This is a genomic window from Aromatoleum anaerobium (assembly GCF_012910705.2).
GTDB lineage: Bacteria > Pseudomonadota > Gammaproteobacteria > Burkholderiales > Rhodocyclaceae > Aromatoleum > Aromatoleum anaerobium.
The window spans coordinates 1,280,401-1,301,966 of record NZ_WTVG02000040.1 but is presented as its reverse complement, the minus strand read 5'-3'; the positions used below and the strand labels follow the sequence as shown (position 1 = coordinate 1,301,966).

The following is a 21,566-nucleotide window of genomic DNA, read 5'->3' as shown; positions in this document are numbered from 1 at the left end:
GGACAATGGGGCATTCTAGGGGCGACGCGTTGCGCGCGATGTGACCGAATGCCTGCGGGAACGACTAACGCATGCCTGATCCTGCGTCTGCGGACGCTGCCGACAGGGGGAGAGTGCCCTCGGGCTGCGGGCCGCTCAAGCCTGCAGGCTGTCCGCGAAGCCCAGCGCGCCGACGATTGCGCGGTTGAGCTGCTCCGGAGCGATCTGCAGTTCCGCCGCCTGCTTCTGCAACGCCGCAGGGTCGAAGCTTTCGCACTTTTTCGCCAGCTTCAGGAAAGGCGCATAGGCGCCCTGATCCAGAAGCAGCGCGTCGCTGACCGCGGCGGGAAGGCTCATCTCCTCGAGCAGGCTCTGCATCGACGTCCCGAGCATGACGTCGAGCAGCGAAAATGCGCCCGTGATGAACAGGTTGTCACGCTCGGACTTGTCGAAGAACGACGCGCCGATCTCCTCCATGAACCGGCCGCGCGAAATCGACGTCTGCATCATCGCCGGCGCGCCCGGGTCGCGGTTCGCGGTGACCAGCAGCAACGACAGCCATTTGTGCAGTTTCGCGTAGCCCAGGATGCTGACCGCGTGGCGGAAGGACTGGATCTCGCACATCAGCCCGAATCCGGCGGAGTTGATGTAGCGCAACAGCTTGTAGGAAACCGCGACGTCCTGGCGCAGCACGGCCTCGATCTCGCGGATGTCGGCGTTGTGGCGCACCAGCCCGATCAGCCGGACAAGTTGCGCGTGCGCCGGCGACAGCTGCTTCGGCGGCTGATTGCCGTGCAGGAAGAACCAGCCGGAGGCGCCGTCGTAGCCGGCCTGGACGGCCTGCCCGAAGGCGTCGACATGGGGCAGCCCCCACGCGAGGGCAATGCCGGGCGAACCCGACGAGGCCTGATGCTTCCTGCTGTCCATCAGGACGAAGCGCCAGTCGTAGCCGGCCGGCACAGGCGTTCCCGGCGAGAACCAGCTCAGGCATACGCTGACGCCGGCTTCGCGCAGCTGCGGCAGCAGGGCCTGGGTCTGCGGATGGGCGAGGGCCTGCACCGGAATCTCGATCATCGCGTTCGTCGGCGCCTGCCACTTCATCAGCTCCGGCATCGGCACGAGTTTGCCGAGGCAGAGGAAAACGGGGTGATGCGTCGGCCACGTCTCGCCGAGTCCGTTGAGCATTTCCACCACGGCGGCGATATGCGGGCCATGGGCAATCAAGCGGTTCGCGGTGATCGCCCGGTTGCGGTTGACGACCGGTTCGCGCGTGAGAAAGGCAGTCTCGGCCATCGTCTCAGCGGCCCGCGTCGGAAGCGAAGGTGAATGCGTCGGAGAAGAAAGTCTCTGCGCGCAGGTGGCGCTCGGCGACGAGGTCCCGGCGCGCCGCGTCGATCATCGCCGGAGCGCCGCAGGCATACACTTCATGGGCGGAGAGATCGGGGAGGTCCTGCATCACGGCGTGGTGGACGAGACCCGTTCGCCCGTTCCACGAGTCGCCTGGGCCGGGTTCGGAGAGGACCGGAACGTACCGGAAGCCGGGCAGCAGCGATTCCCATGAGCGGGCCAGGTCGTCGAGGTAAAGACCGGCGCGGTCGCGCGCGCCCCAATACAACGTTATCGGACGTCGTTCTCCGGTGCGGATCGCGTGCTCGACGATGCTCTTGATCGGCGCGAACCCGGTGCCGCCCGCGATCAGCACCGTCGGTCCGCTGGAGCCTTCGTGCAGGCCGAAGCTGCCGAGCGGGCCTTCGAAGCGCAGGATGTCGCGCTCTTTCATCGCGTTGAACACGTGGTCGGTGAATTGTCCGCCGGGCACGTGCCGGACGTGCAGTTCGAGGTGATCGGCATCCTCCGGCGCATTGGCGATCGAGAAGCTGCGGCGGCCGCCGCCGGCGAGGATGAAGTCGATGTACTGGCCGGCACGGAAGCGGAAAGTCTCGCTGGCCGGCAGCTTCACCTCGACGATCATCACGTCGTGAGCCACGCGGCGCAGGCGCTGCACGCGACACGGCAGCTTCCTGACCGGGATGTCGCCGGCGCGGCGCACGTTGCGCGCTTCAAGGACGAGATCGCTGCGGGCGCGGGCGCGGCAGAACAGCGCGAGGCCGGCAGCGCGCTCCGCGTCGGGCAGCGCGCTCGGCGAAACCTGGCCGATGTCCACCTCGCCGCTGAGCACCCGCCCCTTGCATGCGCCGCACGCGCCGTCCCGGCAGCCGTGCGGAAGCAGCAGTCCGGCCGCGAGCGCCGCGTCGAGAATGGTCTGGTCGTCTTCGGCGGTGAAGCGCTGTCCGTCAGGCTCGAGTGAAATCTGGAACGGCATCGGGCGTGAGATAATTAAGACATGAAGAGAATATTGATCGTCGGCAGCGGTGACGTTGCCATGCGGGCGATTCCGTGGCTGGCGAAACGCTTCCGGGTATATGCCGTGACGCGCAGCCCGACCGCGTGCGCGGCGCTCCGCTCCCGCGGCGCGATCCCGTTGCTCGCGGATCTCGACGACCGGCGCAGCCTCGCACGACTGGCCGGGATCGCCGACACGGTCCTGCATTTCGCCCCGCCTCCGGGCGCCGGACTCCAGGACCCGCGTACCGCATGGCTGCTGGCAGCGCTGGCGCAGCGGCCGAGTCTACCACAGCGGGTCATATACATAAGTACGACGGGCGTCTATGGCGACTGCGGCGGCGCGTGGGTCGGCGAGGCGAGCCGTTGCGCGCCGCGGACCGATCGGGCACGGCGCCGCGTCGACGCCGAGCGCCGCCTGAGGCGTTTCGGGCGCCGCTGCGCAGTTGCCGTCAGCATCCTGCGCGCGCCCGGCATTTATGCCGCCGACCGCCTGCCGCTCGCTCGCCTGCAGCGGGGCGAGCCGGTGCTGCTGGCAGAGCAGGACGTGCATACCCACCACATTCATGCCGATGACCTCGCACAGCTCGCCTGTGTCGCGATCTTTCGCGGACGCCCGGGGCGGGTGTATAACGCGGTCGATGATACGAGCATGAAGATGGGGGACTATTTCGACTTCGCCGCGGATTTTTTTGGCGTTCCGCGGCCGCCGCGCATGAGCCGGGACGACATTGCCGCGGCCCTCTCGCCGATGGCGCTGTCGTTCATGTCGGAGTCGCGCCGTTTGTCGAACGAGCGCATCCGGCGCGAATTGCGCGTGCGCCTGAAATACCCGACCGTGCGCGAAGGGTTCGCCGCGGCACGCAACGATCGCGGAGGAAACATTTGATGCTGGTGGTCAAGGCGCTGCACATCACGTTCGTCGTGAGCTGGTTCGCCGGGCTGTTCTATCTGCCGCGCCTGTTCGTGAACCATGCGATGGTCGAGGACGCGGCGACGCGCGAGCGCCTCGCGCTGATGGAATACAAGCTGTACCGGTTCATGACGCCGCTCGGCATCCTCGCGGTCGGCCTCGGCTTCTGGCTGTGGTTCGGCTTCGGCGACAGGATCGCGATCGGCGGCTGGCTGCATGCGAAAACGATGCTGGTGCTGTTCCTCGTCGCGTACCACCTGTACTGCGGCAAACTGATGCGGGATTTCGCCGCCGGCCGCAACACCCGCAGCCATGTCTGGTTCAGGGTGTTCAACGAAGTGCCGGTGCTGGTGCTGTTCGCGGTCGTCTTTCTCGCGGTGTTGAAGCCGTTCTGACGTACAGTGCCGGCGGCGAGGCGGTCGCACGATCGCTTTGCCGCCGCGCCGCCCGATGCGTCGCATCCTTTCCGATTCCCTTTCCTTTCTTTCCCTTCCCTTTCCCGTCGCGGTCCCCGATATGTCCGAATCCTTTTTTTCCCCCTGTCCGCGCGGCCTCGAGCCGGCGCTCGCCGAGGAACTCGCGACGCTCGGCGCCGCTTCGATCGCGCCGACCCACGGCGGGGTCGGTTTTTCCGGCGACTGGCGCGTGTGCTACCGCGCCAACCTCGAGAGCCGCCTCGCGACCCGCGTCATGTGGCGCCTCGCCGAGGGGCGCTACCAGAGCGAGGAGGACATCTATCGCCTCGCCTACGGCGTGACCTGGGCGAAGTGGTTCACCGTCGACGACACGATCCGCATCCATGTCACGGCGAAGCAGTCGCCGCTGAAAAGCCTCGAATTCATCACGTTGCGCATCAAGGACGCGGTGTGCGATCACTTCCGCACCGTGACCGGCAAGCGCCCGAGCGTCGACACCGCGAATCCGGCCATCCGCATCCACGCCTTCCTGACGCGCGACCGCGTCACGCTGTATCTCGATACCTCCGGCGAGCCGCTGTACAAGCGCGGCTTCAAGCCGGCCGCCGTCGAAGCGCCGCTGAAGGAAAACCTTGCCGCCGGCATCCTGCGCCTGTCGGGGTGGCAGCCGGGCGAAGCGCTGCTCGATCCGATGTGCGGCAGCGGCACTTTCCTCATCGAGGCAGCGCAGATCGCGCTGGACATCGCGCCGGGGCTCGGTCGCGGCTTCGCGTTCGAGCGCTTCCGTCATCTCGATCGCGCGGCCTGGGCAAGCATCCGGCAGGCGGCCGAGGCACGTCGCCAGCCGCCGCGGCGGCTGAAGATATACGGCTCGGATATCGTCGGCGAGCAGGTGCGGCGCAGCCGCGTCAACCTGCAGTCGGCGGGGCTCGGCGATTGCGTCGTCCTCGACCGCGCCGATTTCCTCAAGCTCGAACCGCCGGCGCAGTCGGGCGTGCTGGTGACCAATCCGCCCTATGGCGTGCGCATCGGCGAGGCGGAAGAGCTGGCGGCGCTGTATCCGCAGTTCGGCGACGCGCTGAAGCAGCGCTGGAGCGGCTGGCGCTGCTATTTCCTCACGGCCGACCCGGCGCTGCCCAAACTGATCGGGCTCAAGGCCAGCAAGCGCACGCCGCTGTTCAACGGCGCGCTCGAGTGCCGGCTGTTCGAATACCGCATGGTTGCCGGCAGCATGCGGCGCAAGCCGGCCGGCGGCGAGTAGGCGCGCGGCCTGCGGAGGCAGCGGCCCGGAGGCCGGACGCTTCACACGATGTCGAGGTGCTGGATGCCCGACACCAGGTCCTTGTCGCCGTGCTTGCTGTTGAGCTTGATCTGCAGGCGCAGATCGTTGACCGAGTCGGCGTTGCGCAGCGCGTCCTCGTAGCTGATCCGATCTTCCTCGTAGAGGTCGAACAGGCTCTGGTCGAACGTCTGCATGCCGAGCTCGCGCGAGCGCTTCATGACCTCCTTGATCCCCGGCACTTCACCCTTGAAGATCAGGTCGGCGATCAGCGGCGAGTTCAGCAGCACCTCGACCGCCGGCACGCGCCCCTTGCGCTCCTTGAGCGGCAGCAGGCGCTGCGAGATCAGCCCGCGCAGGTTCAGCGACAGGTCCATCAGCAGCTGCGGGCGGCGGTCTTCGGGGAAGAAATTGATGATCCGGTCGATCGCCTGGTTGGCGCTGTTCGCGTGCAGCGTCGCCAGGCACAGGTGGCCGGTTTCGGCAAACGCGATCGCGTAGTCCATCGTCTCGCGGTCGCGGATTTCGCCCATCAGGATCACGTCGGGCGCCTGGCGCAGCGTGTTCTTCAGCGCCGCTTCCCAATTGTCGGTGTCGATGCCGATCTCGCGCTGCGTGACGATGCAGTTCTTGTGCTGATGCACGTATTCGATCGGGTCCTCGACGGTGATGATGTGGCCGTAGGAGTGTTCGTTGCGGAAGTCGACCATCGCCGCGAGCGAGGTCGTCTTGCCGGTGCCGGTGCCGCCGACGAAGATCACCAGCCCGCGCTTGGCCATCGCGATGTCGCGCAGCACCGGCGGCATGCCGAGCTCGTCGAAGTTCGGGATCGTCTGCGCAATCGTGCGCAGCACGAGGCCGACCTTGCCTTGCTGGATGAACGCGTTGGCGCGGAAGCGCCCGACGCCCGGCGGCGAGATCGCGAAGTTGCATTCCTTCGTCGACTCGAACTCGGCCGCCTGGCGGTCGTTCATGATCGCGCGCGCGAGTTCGGTCGTGTGCTGCGCCGTCAGCGTCTGGTTCGACTGCGGCGTGACGCGCCCGTCCACCTTGATCGCTGGCGGAAAACCGGCGGTGATGAAGAGGTCCGAGCCGTTTTTCTGCACCATCAGCCGCAGCAGGTCGTGCATGAACTTCAGGGCCTGATCGCGTTCCATTGCTGCGCTCCCGCGGAAAGTGTCCGCTTTGAATGCCAAGTCGCCCGATTATCGCCGCCAATCGGGGTGAAACAGGGGTGGTTGCGGCGCCGCGGGCCGGAATCACCGGGCGAAATTTACCCGGCGAAATTGTCCTTGTTCTGCGCGCGCAGCCTCGCTTCGGCAACCGACACGACGTTGCGTCGCACCAGGTCGGCGAGGTTCTGGTCCAGCGTCTGCATGCCGACGGCCTGGCCGGTCTGGATCGCCGAGTACATCTGCGCGATCTTGTTCTCGCGGATCAGGTTGCGGATCGCCGGGGTGCCGATCATGATCTCGTGCGCCGCGACGCGGCCCTGGCCGTCCTTGGTCTTCAAGAGCGTCTGCGAGATCACCGCGCGCAGCGACTCCGACAGCATCGCGCGCACCATGTCTTTCTCGGCTGCCGGAAAGACGTCGACGATGCGGTCGACGGTCTTCGCCGCCGACGAGGTGTGCAGCGTGCCGAACACGAGGTGGCCGGTTTCGGCGCCGGTCAGCGCGAGGCGGATCGTCTCGAGGTCGCGCAATTCGCCGACGAGGATGACGTCCGGATCCTCGCGCAGCGCCGAGCGCAGCGCGTTGTTGAACGACAGCGTGTCGCGGGCGACTTCGCGCTGGTTGATCAGGCAGCGCTTCGATTCGTGGACGAATTCGATCGGGTCCTCGATCGTCAGGATGTGGCCGTAGTCGTTCTCGTTGACGTAATCGACCATCGCGGCGAGGGTCGTCGACTTGCCCGAACCGGTCGGGCCGGTCACCAGCACGATGCCGCGCGCCTGCTTGGCGATGTCCTTGAAGATCTTCGGCGCGTCCAGTTCCTCGAGGCTCAGCACTTTCGTCGGGATCGTCCGGAACACGGCCGAGGCACCACGGTTCTGGTTGAACGCATTGACGCGGAAGCGCGCGAGGTTCGGCACTGCGAACGAGAAGTCGCATTCGAGCACTTCCTCGAACTGCTTGCGCTGGCCGTCGTTCATGATGTCGTACACCATCGAGTGCACGTCCTTGTGCTCCATCGGCGGCAGGTTGATGCGGCGCACGTCGCCATGTACCCGGATCATCGGCGGCAGTCCGGACGACAGATGCAGGTCGGATGCCTTGTTCTTGACCGCGAAGGCAAGCAGTTCGGTGATGTCCATGGGATTGTCGCTTGAGGTTGACCGGGCGGATTGCGGGGCGCGGGGGCGTCCCGGTCGCGATGCTATATACTCGCTCGCCTGATCCACGGCCGAAATCCGCCGCTATATGACATCAATCTCCGCGAACTTGCAAGCCGTGCGCCGGCGCGTCGCGGCTGCCGCACGGGCTGCGGGACGCACGCCGGAGGACGTCGCGCTGATCGCCGTCAGCAAGACGCAGCCGGCGCAGCGCGTGGCCGAGGCGGCGCACGCCGGCCAGCGGCTGTTCGGCGAAAACTACGTCCGGGAAGGTGTCGCGAAAGCGGTCGAGCTGCACGCGCTGCAACTCGAATGGCATTTCATCGGGCCGCTGCAGAGCAACAAGACGCGTCCCGTCGCGGCGCATTTCCACTGGGTCCATTCGGTCGACCGGCTCAAGCTCGCCGAACGGTTGTCGGAACAGCGCGGCGACGACCTGCCGCCGCTGAACGTCTGCATCCAGGTCAATGTCGGCGGCGAGGCGAGCAAGAGCGGTGTCGCGCCGGACGAAGTGCCGGCGTTCGCGGCGGCGGTCGCGAAGCTGCCGCGTCTGGCGCTGCGCGGGCTGATGTGCATTCCCGAAGCGGGGGGCGACGAAGCGCTGTTGCGTGCGCGCTTCGCGACTTTGAGGCAGCTGCGCGATCGCCTCAACGACGCGGGGATTGCGCTCGACACGCTGTCGATGGGCATGTCGGACGACCTGGAACTGGCGATCGCCGAAGGTGCGACGATGGTGCGGGTAGGCACTGCAATTTTCGGCGCACGGAACGTGCGCGAGGAGCAAACATGACGGAACGCATGAAGATCAGTTTCCTCGGCGGCGGCAACATGGCGACCGCGCTGATCGGCGGCCTCGCCGAGCGCGGCTTTGCGAGCGCAGACATCCAGGCGGTCGACCTGCAGGCCGACAGCCGCGCGCGGCTCGCGGAGCGCTTCGGCATCCGCACGGCCCCGGCCGTCGATGACGAGGTGCTCGCGTGCGACGTCGTCGTGCTGGCGGTCAAGCCGCAACAGATGAAGGCCGCCGTCGCGCCGCTGGCGGGGCGCCTGACGCGCCAGGTGGTCGTCAGCATCGCCGCCGGCCTGCGGCTCGCCGACGTCGGTCGCTGGCTCGGCGGCTACCATCGGCTGGTGCGCGCGATGCCGAACACGCCTGCGCTGATCGGCGCCGGCGTCACCGGCCTGTACGCCGACCCTTCCGTGGATGCCGCCGGGCGCGAATCGGCCGAGCGCATTCTCGGCGCCGTCGGCAGCACGGTGTGGATCGCCGACGAGGCGCAGATGGACGCGGTGACGGCCGTCTCCGGCAGCGGCCCGGCCTACGTGTTCCATTTCATCGAGGCGCTCGAAGCGGCCGGCGCCTCGCTCGGCTTCGATGCGGCAACCGCGCGGCGGCTGGCGATCGATACCGTGCTCGGTGCGGCGAAGCTTGCCGCCGGCTCCGATGAGGCGCCCGGCGTGTTGCGCGAGCGCGTGACGTCGAAAGGCGGCACGACCGAGGCCGCGCTCGCGAGCATGGCGTCGTCGGGCGTGTTCGACGCGATCGTGCGCGCGGTGCACGCGGCGGACGTGCGCGGCCGCGAACTCGGCGAACAGCTCGGAAAGGATTGATCGGCCATGCTCGGCAACGTGCTGCTCCTGATCCTGAACACCGCGGCCGGCTTCCTGACGCTGATGCTGCTCGCACGCTTCTTCATGCAGTGGCAGCGGGTGTCGTTCCGCAACCAGATCGGCCAGTTCGTCGTCGCGACGACCGACTGGATCGTCCGCCCGCTGCGCCGCGTGATTCCCGGCCTGATGGGGATCGACCTCGCCAGTCTCGTGCCGGCCTGGGTGCTGCAGACGCTGATGGTGTTCATCGAGCTGTGGGTGAGGGGGGTGCCACTCGACGGCAGTGTCGCCGGCCTGCTGCTCGGCGTCTGGGGGCTCGGCCTGCTGGAACTGCTGCGCATGGCGATCTATCTGGTCTTCGCCGTGGTGCTGATGTCGGCCGTGCTGTCGTGGGTCAGCCCGCACGCCCCGGCGGCGTCGGTCTTCCAAAATCTGTCGGCGCCGTTCCTGCGGCCGTTCCGCCGCGTGATCCCGCCGATCGCGAACGTCGACCTGTCGCCGCTGGTGCTGCTGCTGGTGCTGCAGATTGTGCTGATGGTGGTCAGCGGGCTGCGCGGCAACTTTGTCGCGCTGCTCGCGGGCTGACGGGCGTGCACTGGCTGCGTGAAGCCGCGGACGGCAGCCTCGTCCTGTCGCTGCATGTCCAGCCCGGAGCGAAGAAGACGGAATTCACCGGCCCGCATGGCGAGGCGATGAAACTGCGCCTCGCCGCGCCGCCGGTCGACGGCCGGGCGAACACCGCGCTGTGCGTCTTCCTCGCCGAATTCTGCGGCGTGCCGCGCGCGGCGGTGACGCTGGTGAGCGGCGAGAGCTCGCGCGCGAAGCGGGTGCGGATCGCCGACCCGCGCGGGGCTGCGCTCGCCGCGCTGCGCGCCCTCGGCTATTGACCCGGTGATCGAGTAAATCCGTTCGCCCTGAGCTTGTCGCAGGGCGACGGCAGGGCTTCGACAGGCTCGGCCCGACGGTATGGGGTTGCCGGGTTAACAGGTGCCCCGCTCGCCGCCGAGCGCGACGAGGTCGAGCGGCGCCGCGACGCCGCCGACGCGGCGTCGGGCGAGGATCTCGCGGACGTCGCGGTAGCCCTGCTCGCGCGCGAGCTCGTATGCGGTGCGCGTGGCCAGCCCGCGCGTGCGCTCGACCTTGTTGTGCTTTTCGAGCTTGGCCGCGAGATTGACCGCATCGCCGATCACGGTGTATTCGAGGCGGCGCGCGTGGCCGATGATGCCGAACACGACCGCGCCGGTCGCAAGCCCCGCGCCGACGTCGGGGGCGGGGAGGCCGGCGGCCTCGCGGGCGGCGCGCCAGCGGTCGACGGCGAGCCGGATCGCATCGGTGGCGCGCAGCGCGTTCGCGGCGAACTGCGGATCGGGGCGCACCGCGCCGAAGCTCGCGAGGATGCCGTCGCCCATGAATTTGTCGATGCTGCCGCCGTGCGCCTTGATGATCGGCAGCACCAGGCCTTGGTAGTCGCCGAGCAGCGCGATCAGCGCGTCGGGTGACAGGCGCGCGGCGGCCGCGGTGAAGCCGCGCAGGTCGAGGAACAGGATCGCAGCCTCGCGCAGCTCGCCCTGGCCGGCCATGACCTCGGCTTCGGAGCCGGTGATGCGGGCGGCGACCGAGTCGTCGAAGAACAGCGACAGGTCCGCGACCGCCTGCTCGCGCGCGACCGCGTCGGCCAGCAGCTGCCGCGCGCGAGCGAGCGAGAAGGCGAGCATCGCGGTGACCACCAGGATCGCCAGCAGCTTGTCGAACTCGCCGCCGTAGTGGATCTGGAACGAGCGCAGCGACGTGACGTAGTCCCAGGTCACGGGATTCGCCGTCGCGCTCGCCACCGACCAGGCCACCAGCGCGACCCAGCTCGCCGCCGCGGTGAGCCCCGAGAGCACCACCCACACCGCCTCGAAGCGCAGCGCGCGCAGCGCGATCAGCATGAAGACGTAGGCGAACTCGGTGCTCTTCAGCGACAGTTGCGGCGGCTGCTCGTACTGCAGGTGGTAGGCGAAGATCACGGACATCAGCACCGCCATCTCGGCGACCACGGTGAAGCCGAGGAGCCCGCGCCCGAGCTGGCCGGTGAGCGCGAAGTACAGGCGCACGAGCGACAGGATCGCGAACAGCGACAGCCCCAGCGGCGCCGCCTCGACCGGCGCGTCGGGCGCGAAGCCGCGCGGCGTGCCGGCATAAAGGAGCGCGAGCAGCGCGGCGATGGCGAGCTGGACCGCGGTGACGAGCAGCTCGCTGCGGTACTGCTCGCGCGCGATCGCGTCCCGCACGCGGGCCGGCAGCGCGGCCGACGAGGCCGGCCGCAGCGCGGCGAGGCGTCTCGCCAGCGTGGCGACGAGCCGCGCGAAGGCGGCGTCCGCCGTCGGGGCCGGGTCGAGGCTCGCGCTTTCCATGACGCTCTCCTTCATGCTGCGCCGGCCTTGAGCCGTCCGCCGGCGAGGCGTTCGCAGGTGCCGGCGGGCAGCATCAGCCATTCCTCGGCGTCGCGGTCGCGCCGCGCCTGTCCGGCGCAGGCGTGCTTCGAGGTGCCGCAGTCGTTGCGCCCGGCCCGCACCACCCCGTAGCAGCGCTCGCGCTCCGACGTGAAGGTCTTCGGCGAGCCGGGCAGCGCGTGGGTGAACTGCTGCACCGCGAGCACGCTCAGGCCGATTGCGGCGCCAATGACCGCAGCGTTGGCGAGTCGGTGTGCCATGTGCGCTCCTTGTCGGCGAGATAGTCGAACAGCACGCGCCCGTAAGGCAGCGTGAGGTCGGCGACGAAGTGGCTGCCGCCCACCACGCGGCGCACCGGCAGGTCCGCGACCGGCGCATTGACGTGCGGGATCAGGTGCAGCCGCGCGGGGCTCTCCCACGCGCCCTTCACGTGCACGTCGGCGAGGTTGTAGGCGACGAGCTGGGCGATCGCCAGCGACCCATCGACGTCCGGGATCAGCTTGAGGTTGACCTGGGTCTTGGTGAGCTTCTTCACCAGCGGCGCGGTGTCGCACACCAGGCTGCCGTTGCCGGCGCAGATGAGGTTGTCGTGCTTGTAGGCCATGCTCGCGAGCGCCACCGGCTGGCCCGCGTACTCGAGGCGGCCGGCGAGCGTGTCGCGCACGACCTTCAGCGACACGTCCGCGAGCTTCTTCGGGAAGCCCCAGATCTCGCGCCCGCCCGAGATCGGCGGCTCGCAGTCGAGGTACATCTGGGCGACGAAATTGATCGCCTCGCCCTGAAAGCGGCACGGGATCACGATGCCCGACTCGGTGTAGTCGCCGAAGCCGGTCGAGTCGGGCATGCGGATGAACTCGTAGAGCACCTGGTTCGAGCCGTCGGGCGCGAGCGGCTCGGGCACCGCGGTGCGGATCGCCGCGGGGTCCGATTCGTAGGTGATGATCATGTACTCGCGGTCGATGAAGCGGTAGGGGCCCTTCGGGTAGCTGGGGCTGGCGAGCGGCATCGACGCGGTCTGGAGAATGTCTTCGATCTGCATGGCAGTGGTCCTCGGGTCGGGGGTGGGGGTCACAGGAATTCGGTGCGGAGGTCGACGGTGGAGCGCTCGCCCACCGCGTCGAAGGACGCGGCGAGCCAGGCCTCGGCCTCTTCGCGCCCGCGCTCGCGCAGCTCGGTGAGAAAGCCCCAGTCGGCGTTGAGCTTGCTCGAGACGCCGAGCCCGGTCATGGTCTCGTCCGAGCGGATCGAGTGGATCAGCATCTGCTTCATCTCGCCCGGCGCGACCTTGCCGCGCTCGATCAGCGAGGTGACGAAGGCGATCGCGCGCATCTCGCGCATCAGCGACGAGTTGAAGCTCACCTCGTTGATGCGGTTGAGGATCTCGGCGGCAGTGTGCGGCACGCCGCGGCGCACGATCGGGTTGATGTGCACGATCACGACGTCGCGCGTGTCGCACTCGTAGATCAGCGGGTAGATCGCCGGGTTGCCGACGTAGCCGCCGTCCCAGTAGGGCTCGCCGTCGATCTCGACCGCCTGGAACAGGAAGGGCAGGCAGGCCGAGGCGAGCACCGCGTCGATGCACACCTCCTCGCGCGGGAAGATGCGCACCTTGCCGGTCTCGACATTGGTCGCGCAGAGGAAGAGCCGCAGCGTCCCGTGCTCGCGCAGCGCGGCGAAGTCGACGTGGCGGGCAAGCACCTCGCGCAGCGGATTGAAGTTGAACGGGTTGAACTGATAGGGCGAGAAGACCCGCAGCAGCATGTCCGTCATCAGGTAGAACGGCGAGTTGTCGAGCGTGTGGCCGTTGGCACCGCCCGCCCACGGCCATTGGCGGAAGGGGCTGCACAGTGCGGCGGTGTCGGCGATGTCGCGCCAGAACTCGGCGAGCGCGGCGCGCGCACCGTCGCGCCCGCCGCGCATCAGGCCGCAGGCGAGCACCGCGGCGTTCATCGCGCCGGCACTGGTCGCGCTGACCCCCTCGAAGGCGAGCCGCCCGTCCTCGAGGAGCCGGTCGAGCACGCCCCACGCGAAGGCGCCGTGCGCACCCCCGCCCTGCAGGGCGAGCGTCACCGGCTTGACGCGCAGCGGGCTCTTGTGAGCGGCGGCTGGCCGCTCGCTGGTCATGTCTCGTAAATTCACGGCACGCTCCCTTCAGTGCAGGGTCCAGCCGCCGTCCATCGGCAGCGCGGTCCCGGTCATCGACGCGGCAGCGTCCGAGCACAGGAACACGGTGAGTGCGGCGAGCTCGTCGACCTGCACGAACGCCTTGCGCGCCTGATGCACCAGCATCACCTCGCTCACGACCCGTTCGGGCGAGATGCCGTGGGCTTTTGCCTGGTCGGCGATCTGCTGCTCGACGAGCGGCGTCATGACGTAGCCGGGACACACCGTGTTGCAGGTGATGCCGTGCTGCGCGACCTCGAGCGCGACCGCGCGCGTGAGCCCGACCATGCCGTGCTTGGCGGCGACGTAGGCGGACTTGAACGGCGAGGCGGTGAGCCCGTGTGCCGAGGCGACGTTGATGATGCGGCCCCAGCGGCGGGCCTTCATCTGCGGCAGCACCGCCTTGACGAGGTGGAAGGCCGACGACAGGTTGATCGCGAGGATCGCGTCCCACTTCTCCGCGGGGAACTCGTCGACCGGTGCGACGTGCTGGATGCCGGCGTTGTTCACGACAATGTCAACGTGGCCGAACTCGGCGCGGGCGGTCTCGGCCATCGCGGCGATGGCTTCGGGGCGGCTCATGTCGGCGCGCGAATAGCGCACGCGCACGCCGTGCTCCTGCTCGAGCCGGTAGCGCAGCGTCTCGATCGTGTCGGCGTCGCCGAAGCCGTTGAGCATCACGTCGGCGCCCGCGCGGGCGAGCGCGCTCGCGATGCCGAGTCCGATCCCGCTGGTGGAACCGGTGACGATCGCGGATTTTCCTTTGAGCATGTCGTTCTCCTTGCTGGGGGTGGGTCAGTGCAGGGCGGCGGATTCGACGGGCGCGGGCTCGTCTTCCGTCTCGTTGCTGCGGTTGAAGCGCAGGTGGGTGATGTCGGCGCGGAAGAACATCCCCCACGTCCATTCCATCCAGATATGCAGCTTGCGGCCGAAGGTGGGCATGCGCAGGAGGTAGAAGGCGCGCCACAGCAGCCACGCCGGCACCCCCGAGAGGCGCACGCCGAACACCTGGGCGACGCCGTTCATGTGGCCGACCGTGGCCATCATCCCTTTCGAGACGTGGCCGAAGGCGCGCGTCGGACGGCCATGGATGCGCTGCGCGAGGTTGTGCGCAAGCTGCCGCGCCTGGGCCACCGCGAACTGCGCGGTCGGCGGCGAGAAGGCGTCGTCCGCCGCGGCGTTCTTCACCAGCGCGCAGTCGCCGATCGCCCACACGCCGGGCACGCCGGGCACCGACATGTCGGGGGCGGTTTCGATGCGCCCGCGCGCGAGCGGCAGCGCGAGCCGCTCGACGAGCCGGTGCGGATGCGTGCCGATGGTGCAGATCACGGTGGCGGCGGCAATCGCGGTGCCGTCGGCGAGCGTCACGCCGTCGGCCGCGACCCGCGCGGCGCGCGCCCCGAGGCGCACGTCGATGCCGCGTCGGCGCATCGAGCGTGCGGCACCGTGCCCGAGCTTCTCGGGCAGCTCCGGCAGCAGCCGTGGGCCGTCCTGCAGGATCGTGACCTGCAGCTCGTCGGCCCGCACGCGCGGGTAGTAGCGCCGCGCGCTGCGCAGGAAATCGGCGAGTTCGCCAGCCACCTCGACGCCGGAGAAGCCGCCGCCGACGACGACGAAGTGCCCCAGCCGCCGGCGCACCGCGGGGTCGGACTCGAGCTCGATGCGTGCGACGCGCTGCAGCACGCGGTTGCGGATGAACATTGCGTCGCCGACGAGCTTCAGCGGCAGCGCGTGCTCGGCCATGCCCGGCACGAGCGCGAGATTGGCGCGCGTGCCGAAGGCGAACACGAGGTGCGCATAGGGCAGGTCGCGCGGGCCGGCGAGCGTGTCGGCGAGCACCGTGCGGCGCTCGAGATCGACGCCGGTCACGGTACCCATGACAAAGCGGGTGCGGCGCAGCATCTGGCGGATCGGCGCCACCACCTGCTCGGGGAACACCGAGGCGCCGACGACTTCGGCGAGCATCGGGTTGAAGGTCGTGTAGCTCTCCTGGCTTACCAGCAGCACGTGCCAGTTCGCCGGCAGCAGCCGTTCGAGCGAGCGGGCGAGCGTCGTGCCGGCGAAGCCGCCGCCGATGATGACGATGGTGCGGTCGCCGGACCCGCGGTTGGTGGCGGGCGGCGCAAGGACTGCGGCGCGATCGGTATGCATGGTCGTCTCCTCGCGCGGCTCAGCCGAAACGCCGGTGGATCAGGTGATCGAGCGACAGCTTGCCCGGACCGTGGAACAGCGTGACGAGCAGCAGCAGGCCCCAGTACTGGTGATCCTTCAAGCCGACCTCGCCGAGGTCCGGGTAGGAAATCACCGCGACGATGTTGAAGACGAACAGCGCGAACGCCGCGAGCCGCGTGCCGAGTCCGAGCACCAGCAGCACCGGCAGCGTGAGTTCGGCCGCGGTGCCGAGCCAGGCGGCCGCCTCCGGCGGCAGCAGCGGTACCGCGTACTCGTACTCGAACAGCGCGAGCGTCGTGCTCCAGCTCGCGATCTTGGTCAGGCCGGCCTTGAAGAAGACGCTCGCCAACAGCAGGCGAATGCCGAAATCGAGCGCCGGGGTGAAGAACACGAGCGCGCTGCGGGCAGCGTCGGCGGCGCGGCCGAGGCCGGCCATGATGCCCCGGGGCGCGCGGGCGGCGGCCGGGGGGCGGCTGGCTGCGAAATCCATGTCGGTCTCCTTGGAAGGGAACGCAGAAAGGGGGAGGGCAGTCCGGCCGCTCGCGCGGCCGGTGCAGGGCGAAGCCGCGGCTTACTTTTTCAGCGCGGCCATGCCGCCGGGCGCGTTGTAGGGCTTGTCCGTGACCGTGCCGCCGGCGATCTTTTCGCAGGTGCCCTTGGGTACGAGCACCCAGGCCTCGGGGTCGTTGTCGGCCTTCGCCGTGCCTGCGCACGAGCTCTTCGAGGTGCCGCAGTCGTTCTTGCCCGCCTTCGCCACGCCGGCGCATTTCTCCATGTCGCCCTTGGCGGCCAGCGCCTGGCCGCTGGCGGCCACGACGCTCAGCGCAAGCAGGCTCGCCATCGCACCACGGATGATCAGTTCGCTTTTCATGATTCGCACTCCATGTCGGTGATTGGGGAAGCGGACCGGCTTTGCGCCTGTCCGTGGTGTGCATGATCGGCGGCAGAATTCACGCGCCGGTCGCCTGATCCTCACGTTTTCGTCACGCCCGGCCGACCGCAAAACGAGCCGGCGAAGGGCGTCGCGCTTGCCTATGCTTCAAGCACCCGACCGGAGGCGACGGTATGGCGCGACAGGTACTGGTCATCGAGGACGACCCCGACATCGGCCGGCTGATCAAGCTGCAGCTCGCCGACATCGGGTGCACGGTCAAGCTCGCCGCGGACGGGCTGCGCGGGTTCGCCGAACTGGAGGCGAAGCCCTACGACCTGGTGATCCTCGACCTGATGCTGCCGGGCATCGACGGGCTGGAGATCTGCCGGCGCATCCGCGCGCGCCCCGCCTACACGCCGATCCTGATGCTCACCGCCAAGTCCGGGGAGCTCGACCGCGTGCTGGGGCTCGAGATGGGCGCCGACGACTACGTCACCAAGCCCTTCAGCGTGCTCGAGCTCGTCGCGCGGGTGAAGGCGATCTTCCGCCGCGTCGAGAGCCTCGCGAACCAGTCGGCCGCGACCGGCCAGGTGATCGAGAGCGGCGCGCTCGTGATCGACGTCGAGCGGCGCGAAGTGCGGCTCGACGGCCGGCCGGTGGAACTCACCGCGACCGAATTCGAGCTCCTGCTCCACTTCGCGCGCCACCCCGGCCGGGTCTTCACGCGCGCGCAGCTCCTCGACCAGGTGTGGGGCTACAGCCACAGCGGCTACGAGCACACGGTGAACTCGCACATCAACCGCCTGCGCGCGAAGATCGAGACCAACCCGAACCAGCCCGAATACATCCAGACGGTGTGGGGCGTGGGGTACAAGTTTCGCGACGTGGCGCGGAGCTGAGGATGTTCCGCTCCCTCTACGGCCGGCTCGCGGCGGTGCTGATGGGCGTTTTCGTCGCCGTCGGCGGGCTGATGATCGTCGCCTCGCAGACGATGTTCGAGCCGGAGCGCCTGCAGACGGTGCTCGAGCCGAACCTGCTGCTCGAGCTCGCCACCTACCTGATCGTCGGCGCGGTCGCGTTCAGCCTGCTGGCGGCGCTGATCGTGTTCCGCTTCCTGACGCGCCGGCTGCGCACGTTGTGCGAGTCGATCGAGGTCTTCCGCGACGGCGGCTTCTCCGCGCCGTTGCAGCTCGCCGGCAACGGCGGCGGCGACGAGATCGACATGCTGGCAGCGGTGTTCGCCGAGATGTCGGAGCGCATCGTGTGCCAGCTCGAGGCGCTCGCGCAGGTCGATGCGCGCCGCCGCGAGCTGCTCGCCAACGTTTCGCACGACCTGCGCACGCCGCTCGCGTCGATGCAGGGCTATCTCGAGACCCTGCTGCTGAAGGACGGCAGTCTCACGCCGGAGGAGCGGCGCAGCTACCTGCAGGTGGCGACCCGCCACTGCGAGCGGCTGGGCAAGCTGGTGCGCGACCTGTTCGAGCTGACACGGCTCGAGGCGCACGAGATCCGTCCGCAGCCGGAGCGCTTTCCGCTCGCCGAACTGGTGCAGGACGTGGCGCAGAAGTTCGAGCTGCAGGCGAGAAAGGCCGGCCAGCACCTCGTCACCGAGATCGCGCCCGAGGTGCCGATGGTGCTCGCCGATATCGGCATGATCGAGCGCGTGCTCGAGAACCTCATCGAGAACGCGATGCGCTACACGCCGGCGGAAGGCACGATCCGCGTCACGCTGCAGGCGGACGGCGGCGCGGCGGTGAGGCTGGGCGTCAGCGATACCGGCAAGGGCATCGCCACCAACGAGCTGGCGAACGTGTTCGACCGCTACTACCGGGTCGACCGCGGCGAGCCCGGCAACGCCGCCCATGCCGGGCTCGGGCTGGCGATCACGCGCCGCATCGTCGAGCTGCACGCGGGCACGATCCGCGCGGAGAGCACGCCGGGGCAGGGGACGCGCTTCGTCGTCGAACTGCCGGCCGCGCCCGCCGTCAGCCCGGGCTGAAGTCGCACAGCGTGGCGGTGAGCAGATGACGCTGCAGGAAGGCGGCCAGATCGAAGTCCGGCGCGCTCGTGCCCACGGCCTCGAGCGCGGCGGCGAGGGCCTGTCCGCCGGCGAGGCGATCGAGCAGCGCGAATTCGGCGCCGGGCAGCGGCTCGAGTTCGACCTCGAAGCCGCTGCGGCGCACCAGCAGCGTGACGCCGCCGGCGCCGAGGTCGAAGGTCTCGTCCCACGCCACGCCGGGCTGGTTGAGCGCCCACAGGCGGTGCACGGGCCAGCGCGAGGCGAGCAGCCGGCACGCCGGGCTCGGCGTGAAGCACAGCGCGGCGTGCGCCGCGGCCGGCAGCGCGGCGAGCCGCTCAAGCGGGAAGGGGGGCGGCGCGGCGGCGTGGAAGACCTCGTGCATCGCCCACTCGAGGCGCGCCACGTCGGGCAGGTAGGGCAGGCCCGCGGCCGGTGCGAAAGCGGCGAGGAAGTCTGCAAAGCGCGCGCCGAAGGCGTGGATGTCGCCGCTCGTCGAAGGGTGCTCGCGGGTATAGCGGTCGGCCGCGTAATCGAAGAAGCGGGCGCCGACGAGCCGGTCGACCACCGCGTAGACCGCGCGCAGCGCTTCGCGGAAGTTGTGCCGCACGTTGTGGCGATAGACCGCGAGGCGCTCGGCCGGCGCGATGCGGTCGGCCACGACGAAGGGCAGCGCGCCGTCGGGCGCGGGGGCGAGCAGTGCGGCGGCGAAGGTTTCCTGCAACTCAGGCAGCGAGGGCACGATGGGCCTCCATGAAGCGTTCCGCGGTCGCGGCCTCGGCGAGCAGCACGTCGAGCTCGGGCAGGTCGGTGTCCCACTCGATGAGCGTCGGCACCGCGCCGAAGCGCGTCAGCGCGAGCCGGTAGAGTGCCCACACGGGTGGCGCGACGCGCGTGCCGTGGGTGTCGACGAGCAGCTCGCCGATGCGGTCGAAACCGGCCAGATGGATCTCGCGCACCGCCGCGACCGGGATCGCCTCGACGTAGGCCGCGGCGTCGAAGCCGTGATTCGCGGCGCTCACGTGGATGTTGTTCACGTCGAGCAGGATTCCGCAGCCGGTCTGCGCCGCCAGCGCCGCGATGAACTCCGCCTCGCCGATCGTCGAATGGCGAAAGCGCAGGTAGCTCGAGATGTTCTCGACGAGGATGGGGCGGCCGAGCGCATCCTGCACTTCGGCGACGTGCGCCGCCGTGACCGCCAGCGCCTCCTCGGTGTAGGGCAGCGGCAGCAGGTCGTTGAGGTGGCGGCCCGGCACCGCGCCCCAGCTCAGGTGCTCGGACACGAGATCCGGCTCGAAGCGCCGCAGCAGCGCCGCGAGCCGCGCGAGGTGGCCGCGGTCGAGGGGCTGCGCCGAGCCGAGCGACAGCCCCACGCCGTGCAGGCTCAGCGGATAGTGCGCGCGGGCGCGTTCGAGGTAGTGCAGCGGCTGGCCGCCGTCGCCGAAGTAATTTTCGCTATGGACTTCGAGCCAGCCGACATCGGGCAGCTCGTCGAGCAGGCGGCGATAGTGCGGGGCGCGCAGGCCGATGCCGGCGCGGCGCGGAATGCGTCGGGGTCTCGTCGCGGGGTCGGATGGCAGGGGCATGGCGTCGGGTCCTGGTGGTGGCGCGCGGCGGGAGCGCGGCGATGCGGCCAGTGTCGCGCGCAGTCGTCACGGAAGCGTCACGAGGGAGTCAAGGTTTCTTCAGTTCGCGCGCGACGGCGCACGGAGGCATGGCCATGAACCTGACAGCGAAGATCGTTCTGCCCGCGGCGGTGTATGCCCTCGTGCTGGCCGGCGCGTTCGCGTGGGGCGGCGCGCCGGCGCTGGTGTCGCAAGCCTCGCACGGGGCCGCGCTGCTGGCGGGGCTCGTGCCGATGCTGGCGGTGATCGCGGTGACGGTCGAGTTCACCGTGCGCCGCCCCCTCGCCGCACTCGCGCGCCTGGGGGAAGCCGCAGCGCAGCCCGCGGCGGCGCCGGTCGCAGCCGCCGACGCGGCGTTCCGGCGCATCGAGCGTGCGATCCACGGCCTGCAGCAGACGGCCGCCGCGCAGCGGGCCGAGTTGTGCGCCGCGGACGAGCGGTGCGAGCGCGCCGAGCGGGCCCTCGCGCTGAGCGAGGAGCGGCTCGCGATCGCGGTGCGCGGCGCCCACGACGGCCTGTGGGAGCGCGATCTGGACAACGCGCGGCTGATCCTCTCGCCGCGCTGGAAGAGCCTGCTTGGCTATGCCGATGACGAGTTCCCGAACGCGATCGAGGCGTGGCGCGAGCACGTGCATCCGGACGATCGCGACGGCGCCGAGGCCGCGCTCGCGGCCCATCTCGAAGGCGCCACCCCCCGCTACGAGCGCCAGCTGCGCCTGCTGCACAAGGACGGCCGTTATCGCTGGATGCTCTCGCGCGGCAGCGCGGTGCGCCACGCCAACGGTCGCGCCTACCGCATCATTGGGCTCGACACCGACATCACCGCGATCAAGCGCGTCGAGTACGTGCTGCAGCAGGTCGTCGAGGGCACCGCGGGCACCTACGGCGAGGACTTCTTCCGCTGCCTCGTGCGCCACTTCGCCGCGGCGCTGGAAGTGTCGTGCGCCTTCATCACCGAGTGCACCGACCAGCCGCCGACGCGGGTGCGCACGCTCGCGTTCTGGTCCGCGTCATCGTTCCTCGACAGCCTCGAATACGAGCTCGCCGGCACGCCGTGCGAGGCGGTGATCCACGAGGCGCGCACCTGCTTTCATCCGTGCGGGCTCGCGCGGAAGTTCCCGGTCGAAGGGCCGTTCGAGAGCTATATCGGCATCCCGATCATCGGGCGCGAGGGCAAGGTGCTGGGCCACCTCGCCTTCCTCGACAGCAAGGAGATGGGGGCGGAGATGCTGCTCGACGCCGTGTTCCGCATTTTCGCGACGCGCGCGGCGGCCGAGCTGGAGCGCCGCGCGATGCTCGAGCGCCTCGCCCCCAGGCTCGCGTGACGGCCGGCGCTGCGCGTCTGTCAATCGAGCAGGATCATCTCCGTGCGATTGATCCGGCAGGCCGGTCGCGCCCCGCGGA

Annotated in this window: 24 protein-coding genes; 10 read left to right on the top strand and 14 right to left on the bottom strand. The window is 69.4% G+C overall.

The window, feature by feature from the left end:
- Window positions 1-135: 135 nt before the first annotated feature.
- A complete protein-coding gene (locus GO606_RS21640; protein WP_169118267.1) occupies window positions 136-1,272 on the bottom strand; it encodes an EAL and HDOD domain-containing protein in 1,137 nt (378 codons plus the stop codon).
- A 4-nt stretch (window positions 1,273-1,276) separates the two neighbouring features.
- Window positions 1,277-2,302, bottom strand: coding sequence for a CDP-6-deoxy-delta-3,4-glucoseen reductase (locus GO606_RS21635; RefSeq protein WP_169118268.1), 1,026 nt, complete (start codon window positions 2,300-2,302; stop codon window positions 1,277-1,279).
- Between the two features lie 21 nt (window positions 2,303-2,323).
- On the opposite strand from GO606_RS21635, the gene GO606_RS21630 reads away from it, so the two are divergent.
- The 3 genes from GO606_RS21630 to GO606_RS21620 all read left to right on the top strand — a co-directional run bounded on the left by GO606_RS21630 (window position 2,324) and on the right by GO606_RS21620 (window position 4,912).
- Window positions 2,324-3,211, top strand: coding sequence for an SDR family oxidoreductase (locus GO606_RS21630; protein WP_169118269.1), 888 nt, complete (start codon window positions 2,324-2,326; stop codon window positions 3,209-3,211).
- Window positions 3,211-3,630: a CopD family protein gene (locus GO606_RS21625; RefSeq protein ID WP_169118270.1), complete on the top strand. Its 420-nt coding sequence runs from the start codon at window positions 3,211-3,213 to the stop codon at window positions 3,628-3,630. The genes GO606_RS21630 and GO606_RS21625 overlap by 1 nt, the downstream gene beginning before the upstream one ends.
- Window positions 3,631-3,751: 121 nt before the next feature.
- Window positions 3,752-4,912, top strand: a complete 1,161-nt coding sequence (locus GO606_RS21620; RefSeq protein WP_169118271.1) for a THUMP domain-containing class I SAM-dependent RNA methyltransferase — start codon at window positions 3,752-3,754, stop codon at window positions 4,910-4,912.
- A gap of 41 nt (window positions 4,913-4,953) precedes the next feature.
- On the opposite strand, the gene GO606_RS21615 is transcribed toward GO606_RS21620, so the two are convergent.
- Together GO606_RS21615 and GO606_RS21610 are read right to left on the bottom strand one after the other, a co-directional pair.
- On the bottom strand, window positions 4,954-6,087 hold the full coding sequence (locus GO606_RS21615; protein ID WP_169118272.1) for a PilT/PilU family type 4a pilus ATPase: 1,134 nt from the start codon (window positions 6,085-6,087) through the stop codon (window positions 4,954-4,956).
- Window positions 6,088-6,203: 116 nt separating this feature from the next.
- A complete protein-coding gene (locus GO606_RS21610; protein WP_169118273.1) occupies window positions 6,204-7,247 on the bottom strand; it encodes a type IV pilus twitching motility protein PilT in 1,044 nt (347 codons plus the stop codon).
- 106 nt (window positions 7,248-7,353) lie between these two features.
- Here GO606_RS21610 and GO606_RS21605 point away from each other — a divergent pair, with 106 nt between their 5' ends.
- Genes GO606_RS21605 through GO606_RS21590 form a run of 4 tightly spaced genes read left to right on the top strand, consistent with a single transcriptional unit; the run spans window position 7,354 to window position 9,763 of the window.
- Window positions 7,354-8,055, top strand: coding sequence for a YggS family pyridoxal phosphate-dependent enzyme (locus GO606_RS21605; RefSeq protein WP_169118274.1), 702 nt, complete (start codon window positions 7,354-7,356; stop codon window positions 8,053-8,055).
- An 8-nt stretch (window positions 8,056-8,063) separates the two neighbouring features.
- A complete protein-coding gene (proC, locus tag GO606_RS21600; protein WP_169118307.1) occupies window positions 8,064-8,876 on the top strand; it encodes a pyrroline-5-carboxylate reductase in 813 nt (270 codons plus the stop codon).
- Between the two features lie 6 nt (window positions 8,877-8,882).
- On the top strand, window positions 8,883-9,461 hold the full coding sequence (locus GO606_RS21595) for a YggT family protein (protein ID WP_169118275.1): 579 nt from the start codon (window positions 8,883-8,885) through the stop codon (window positions 9,459-9,461).
- 5 nt (window positions 9,462-9,466) lie between these two features.
- Window positions 9,467-9,763, top strand: a complete 297-nt coding sequence (locus tag GO606_RS21590; RefSeq protein ID WP_169118276.1) for a DUF167 domain-containing protein — start codon at window positions 9,467-9,469, stop codon at window positions 9,761-9,763.
- A gap of 93 nt (window positions 9,764-9,856) precedes the next feature.
- Here the strand turns inward: GO606_RS21590 and GO606_RS21585 are convergent, their stop codons facing one another.
- The 8 genes from GO606_RS21585 to GO606_RS21550 form a co-directional block, all read right to left on the bottom strand.
- Window positions 9,857-11,272 (bottom strand): adenylate/guanylate cyclase domain-containing protein, encoded by a 1,416-nt coding sequence (locus tag GO606_RS21585; RefSeq protein ID WP_169118277.1) that lies wholly within the window; start codon window positions 11,270-11,272, stop codon window positions 9,857-9,859.
- A gap of 11 nt (window positions 11,273-11,283) precedes the next feature.
- The gene (locus GO606_RS21580) at window positions 11,284-11,571 is read right to left on the bottom strand and encodes a BufA1 family periplasmic bufferin-type metallophore (protein ID WP_169118278.1); all 288 of its coding nucleotides are present in this window, start codon (window positions 11,569-11,571) and stop codon (window positions 11,284-11,286) included.
- Window positions 11,520-12,350, bottom strand: a complete 831-nt coding sequence (locus tag GO606_RS21575) for an acetoacetate decarboxylase (RefSeq protein WP_169118279.1) — start codon at window positions 12,348-12,350, stop codon at window positions 11,520-11,522. Before GO606_RS21575 ends, GO606_RS21580 begins: the two co-directional genes overlap by 52 nt.
- Window positions 12,351-12,379: 29 nt before the next feature.
- On the bottom strand, window positions 12,380-13,450 hold the full coding sequence (locus GO606_RS21570; RefSeq protein WP_246979836.1) for a patatin-like phospholipase family protein: 1,071 nt from the start codon (window positions 13,448-13,450) through the stop codon (window positions 12,380-12,382).
- Between the two features lie 12 nt (window positions 13,451-13,462).
- The gene (locus GO606_RS21565) at window positions 13,463-14,245 is read right to left on the bottom strand and encodes a 3-hydroxybutyrate dehydrogenase (RefSeq protein ID WP_169118280.1); all 783 of its coding nucleotides are present in this window, start codon (window positions 14,243-14,245) and stop codon (window positions 13,463-13,465) included.
- Between the two features lie 24 nt (window positions 14,246-14,269).
- Window positions 14,270-15,625: an NAD(P)/FAD-dependent oxidoreductase gene (locus tag GO606_RS21560; RefSeq protein ID WP_169118281.1), complete on the bottom strand. Its 1,356-nt coding sequence runs from the start codon at window positions 15,623-15,625 to the stop codon at window positions 14,270-14,272.
- Between the two features lie 19 nt (window positions 15,626-15,644).
- Window positions 15,645-16,136 (bottom strand): DoxX family protein, encoded by a 492-nt coding sequence (locus tag GO606_RS21555; protein WP_246979835.1) that lies wholly within the window; start codon window positions 16,134-16,136, stop codon window positions 15,645-15,647.
- Window positions 16,137-16,217: 81 nt separating this feature from the next.
- Window positions 16,218-16,517, bottom strand: coding sequence for a BufA1 family periplasmic bufferin-type metallophore (locus GO606_RS21550; protein ID WP_169118282.1), 300 nt, complete (start codon window positions 16,515-16,517; stop codon window positions 16,218-16,220).
- A gap of 194 nt (window positions 16,518-16,711) precedes the next feature.
- Here GO606_RS21550 and GO606_RS21545 point away from each other — a divergent pair, with 194 nt between their 5' ends.
- Window positions 16,712-17,419 (top strand): response regulator transcription factor, encoded by a 708-nt coding sequence (locus GO606_RS21545; RefSeq protein WP_169118283.1) that lies wholly within the window; start codon window positions 16,712-16,714, stop codon window positions 17,417-17,419.
- 2 nt (window positions 17,420-17,421) lie between these two features.
- Entirely contained in the window at window positions 17,422-18,519 is a 1,098-nt protein-coding gene (locus GO606_RS21540) for a HAMP domain-containing sensor histidine kinase (RefSeq protein WP_169118284.1), read from the top strand.
- Here the strand turns inward: GO606_RS21540 and GO606_RS21535 are convergent.
- On the bottom strand, window positions 18,506-19,279 hold the full coding sequence (locus GO606_RS21535; RefSeq protein WP_169118285.1) for an HvfC/BufC N-terminal domain-containing protein: 774 nt from the start codon (window positions 19,277-19,279) through the stop codon (window positions 18,506-18,508). The two genes, GO606_RS21540 and GO606_RS21535, sit on opposite strands and share 14 nt — an antisense overlap.
- Window positions 19,263-20,123 (bottom strand): MNIO family bufferin maturase, encoded by an 861-nt coding sequence (gene bufB, locus GO606_RS21530; RefSeq protein ID WP_169118286.1) that lies wholly within the window; start codon window positions 20,121-20,123, stop codon window positions 19,263-19,265. The genes GO606_RS21535 and bufB overlap by 17 nt, the downstream gene beginning before the upstream one ends.
- A 134-nt stretch (window positions 20,124-20,257) precedes the next feature.
- On the opposite strand from bufB, the gene GO606_RS21525 reads away from it, so the two are divergent.
- The gene (locus GO606_RS21525) at window positions 20,258-21,487 is read left to right on the top strand and encodes a PAS domain-containing protein (protein WP_169118287.1); all 1,230 of its coding nucleotides are present in this window, start codon (window positions 20,258-20,260) and stop codon (window positions 21,485-21,487) included.
- Window positions 21,488-21,566 lie beyond the last annotated feature (79 nt).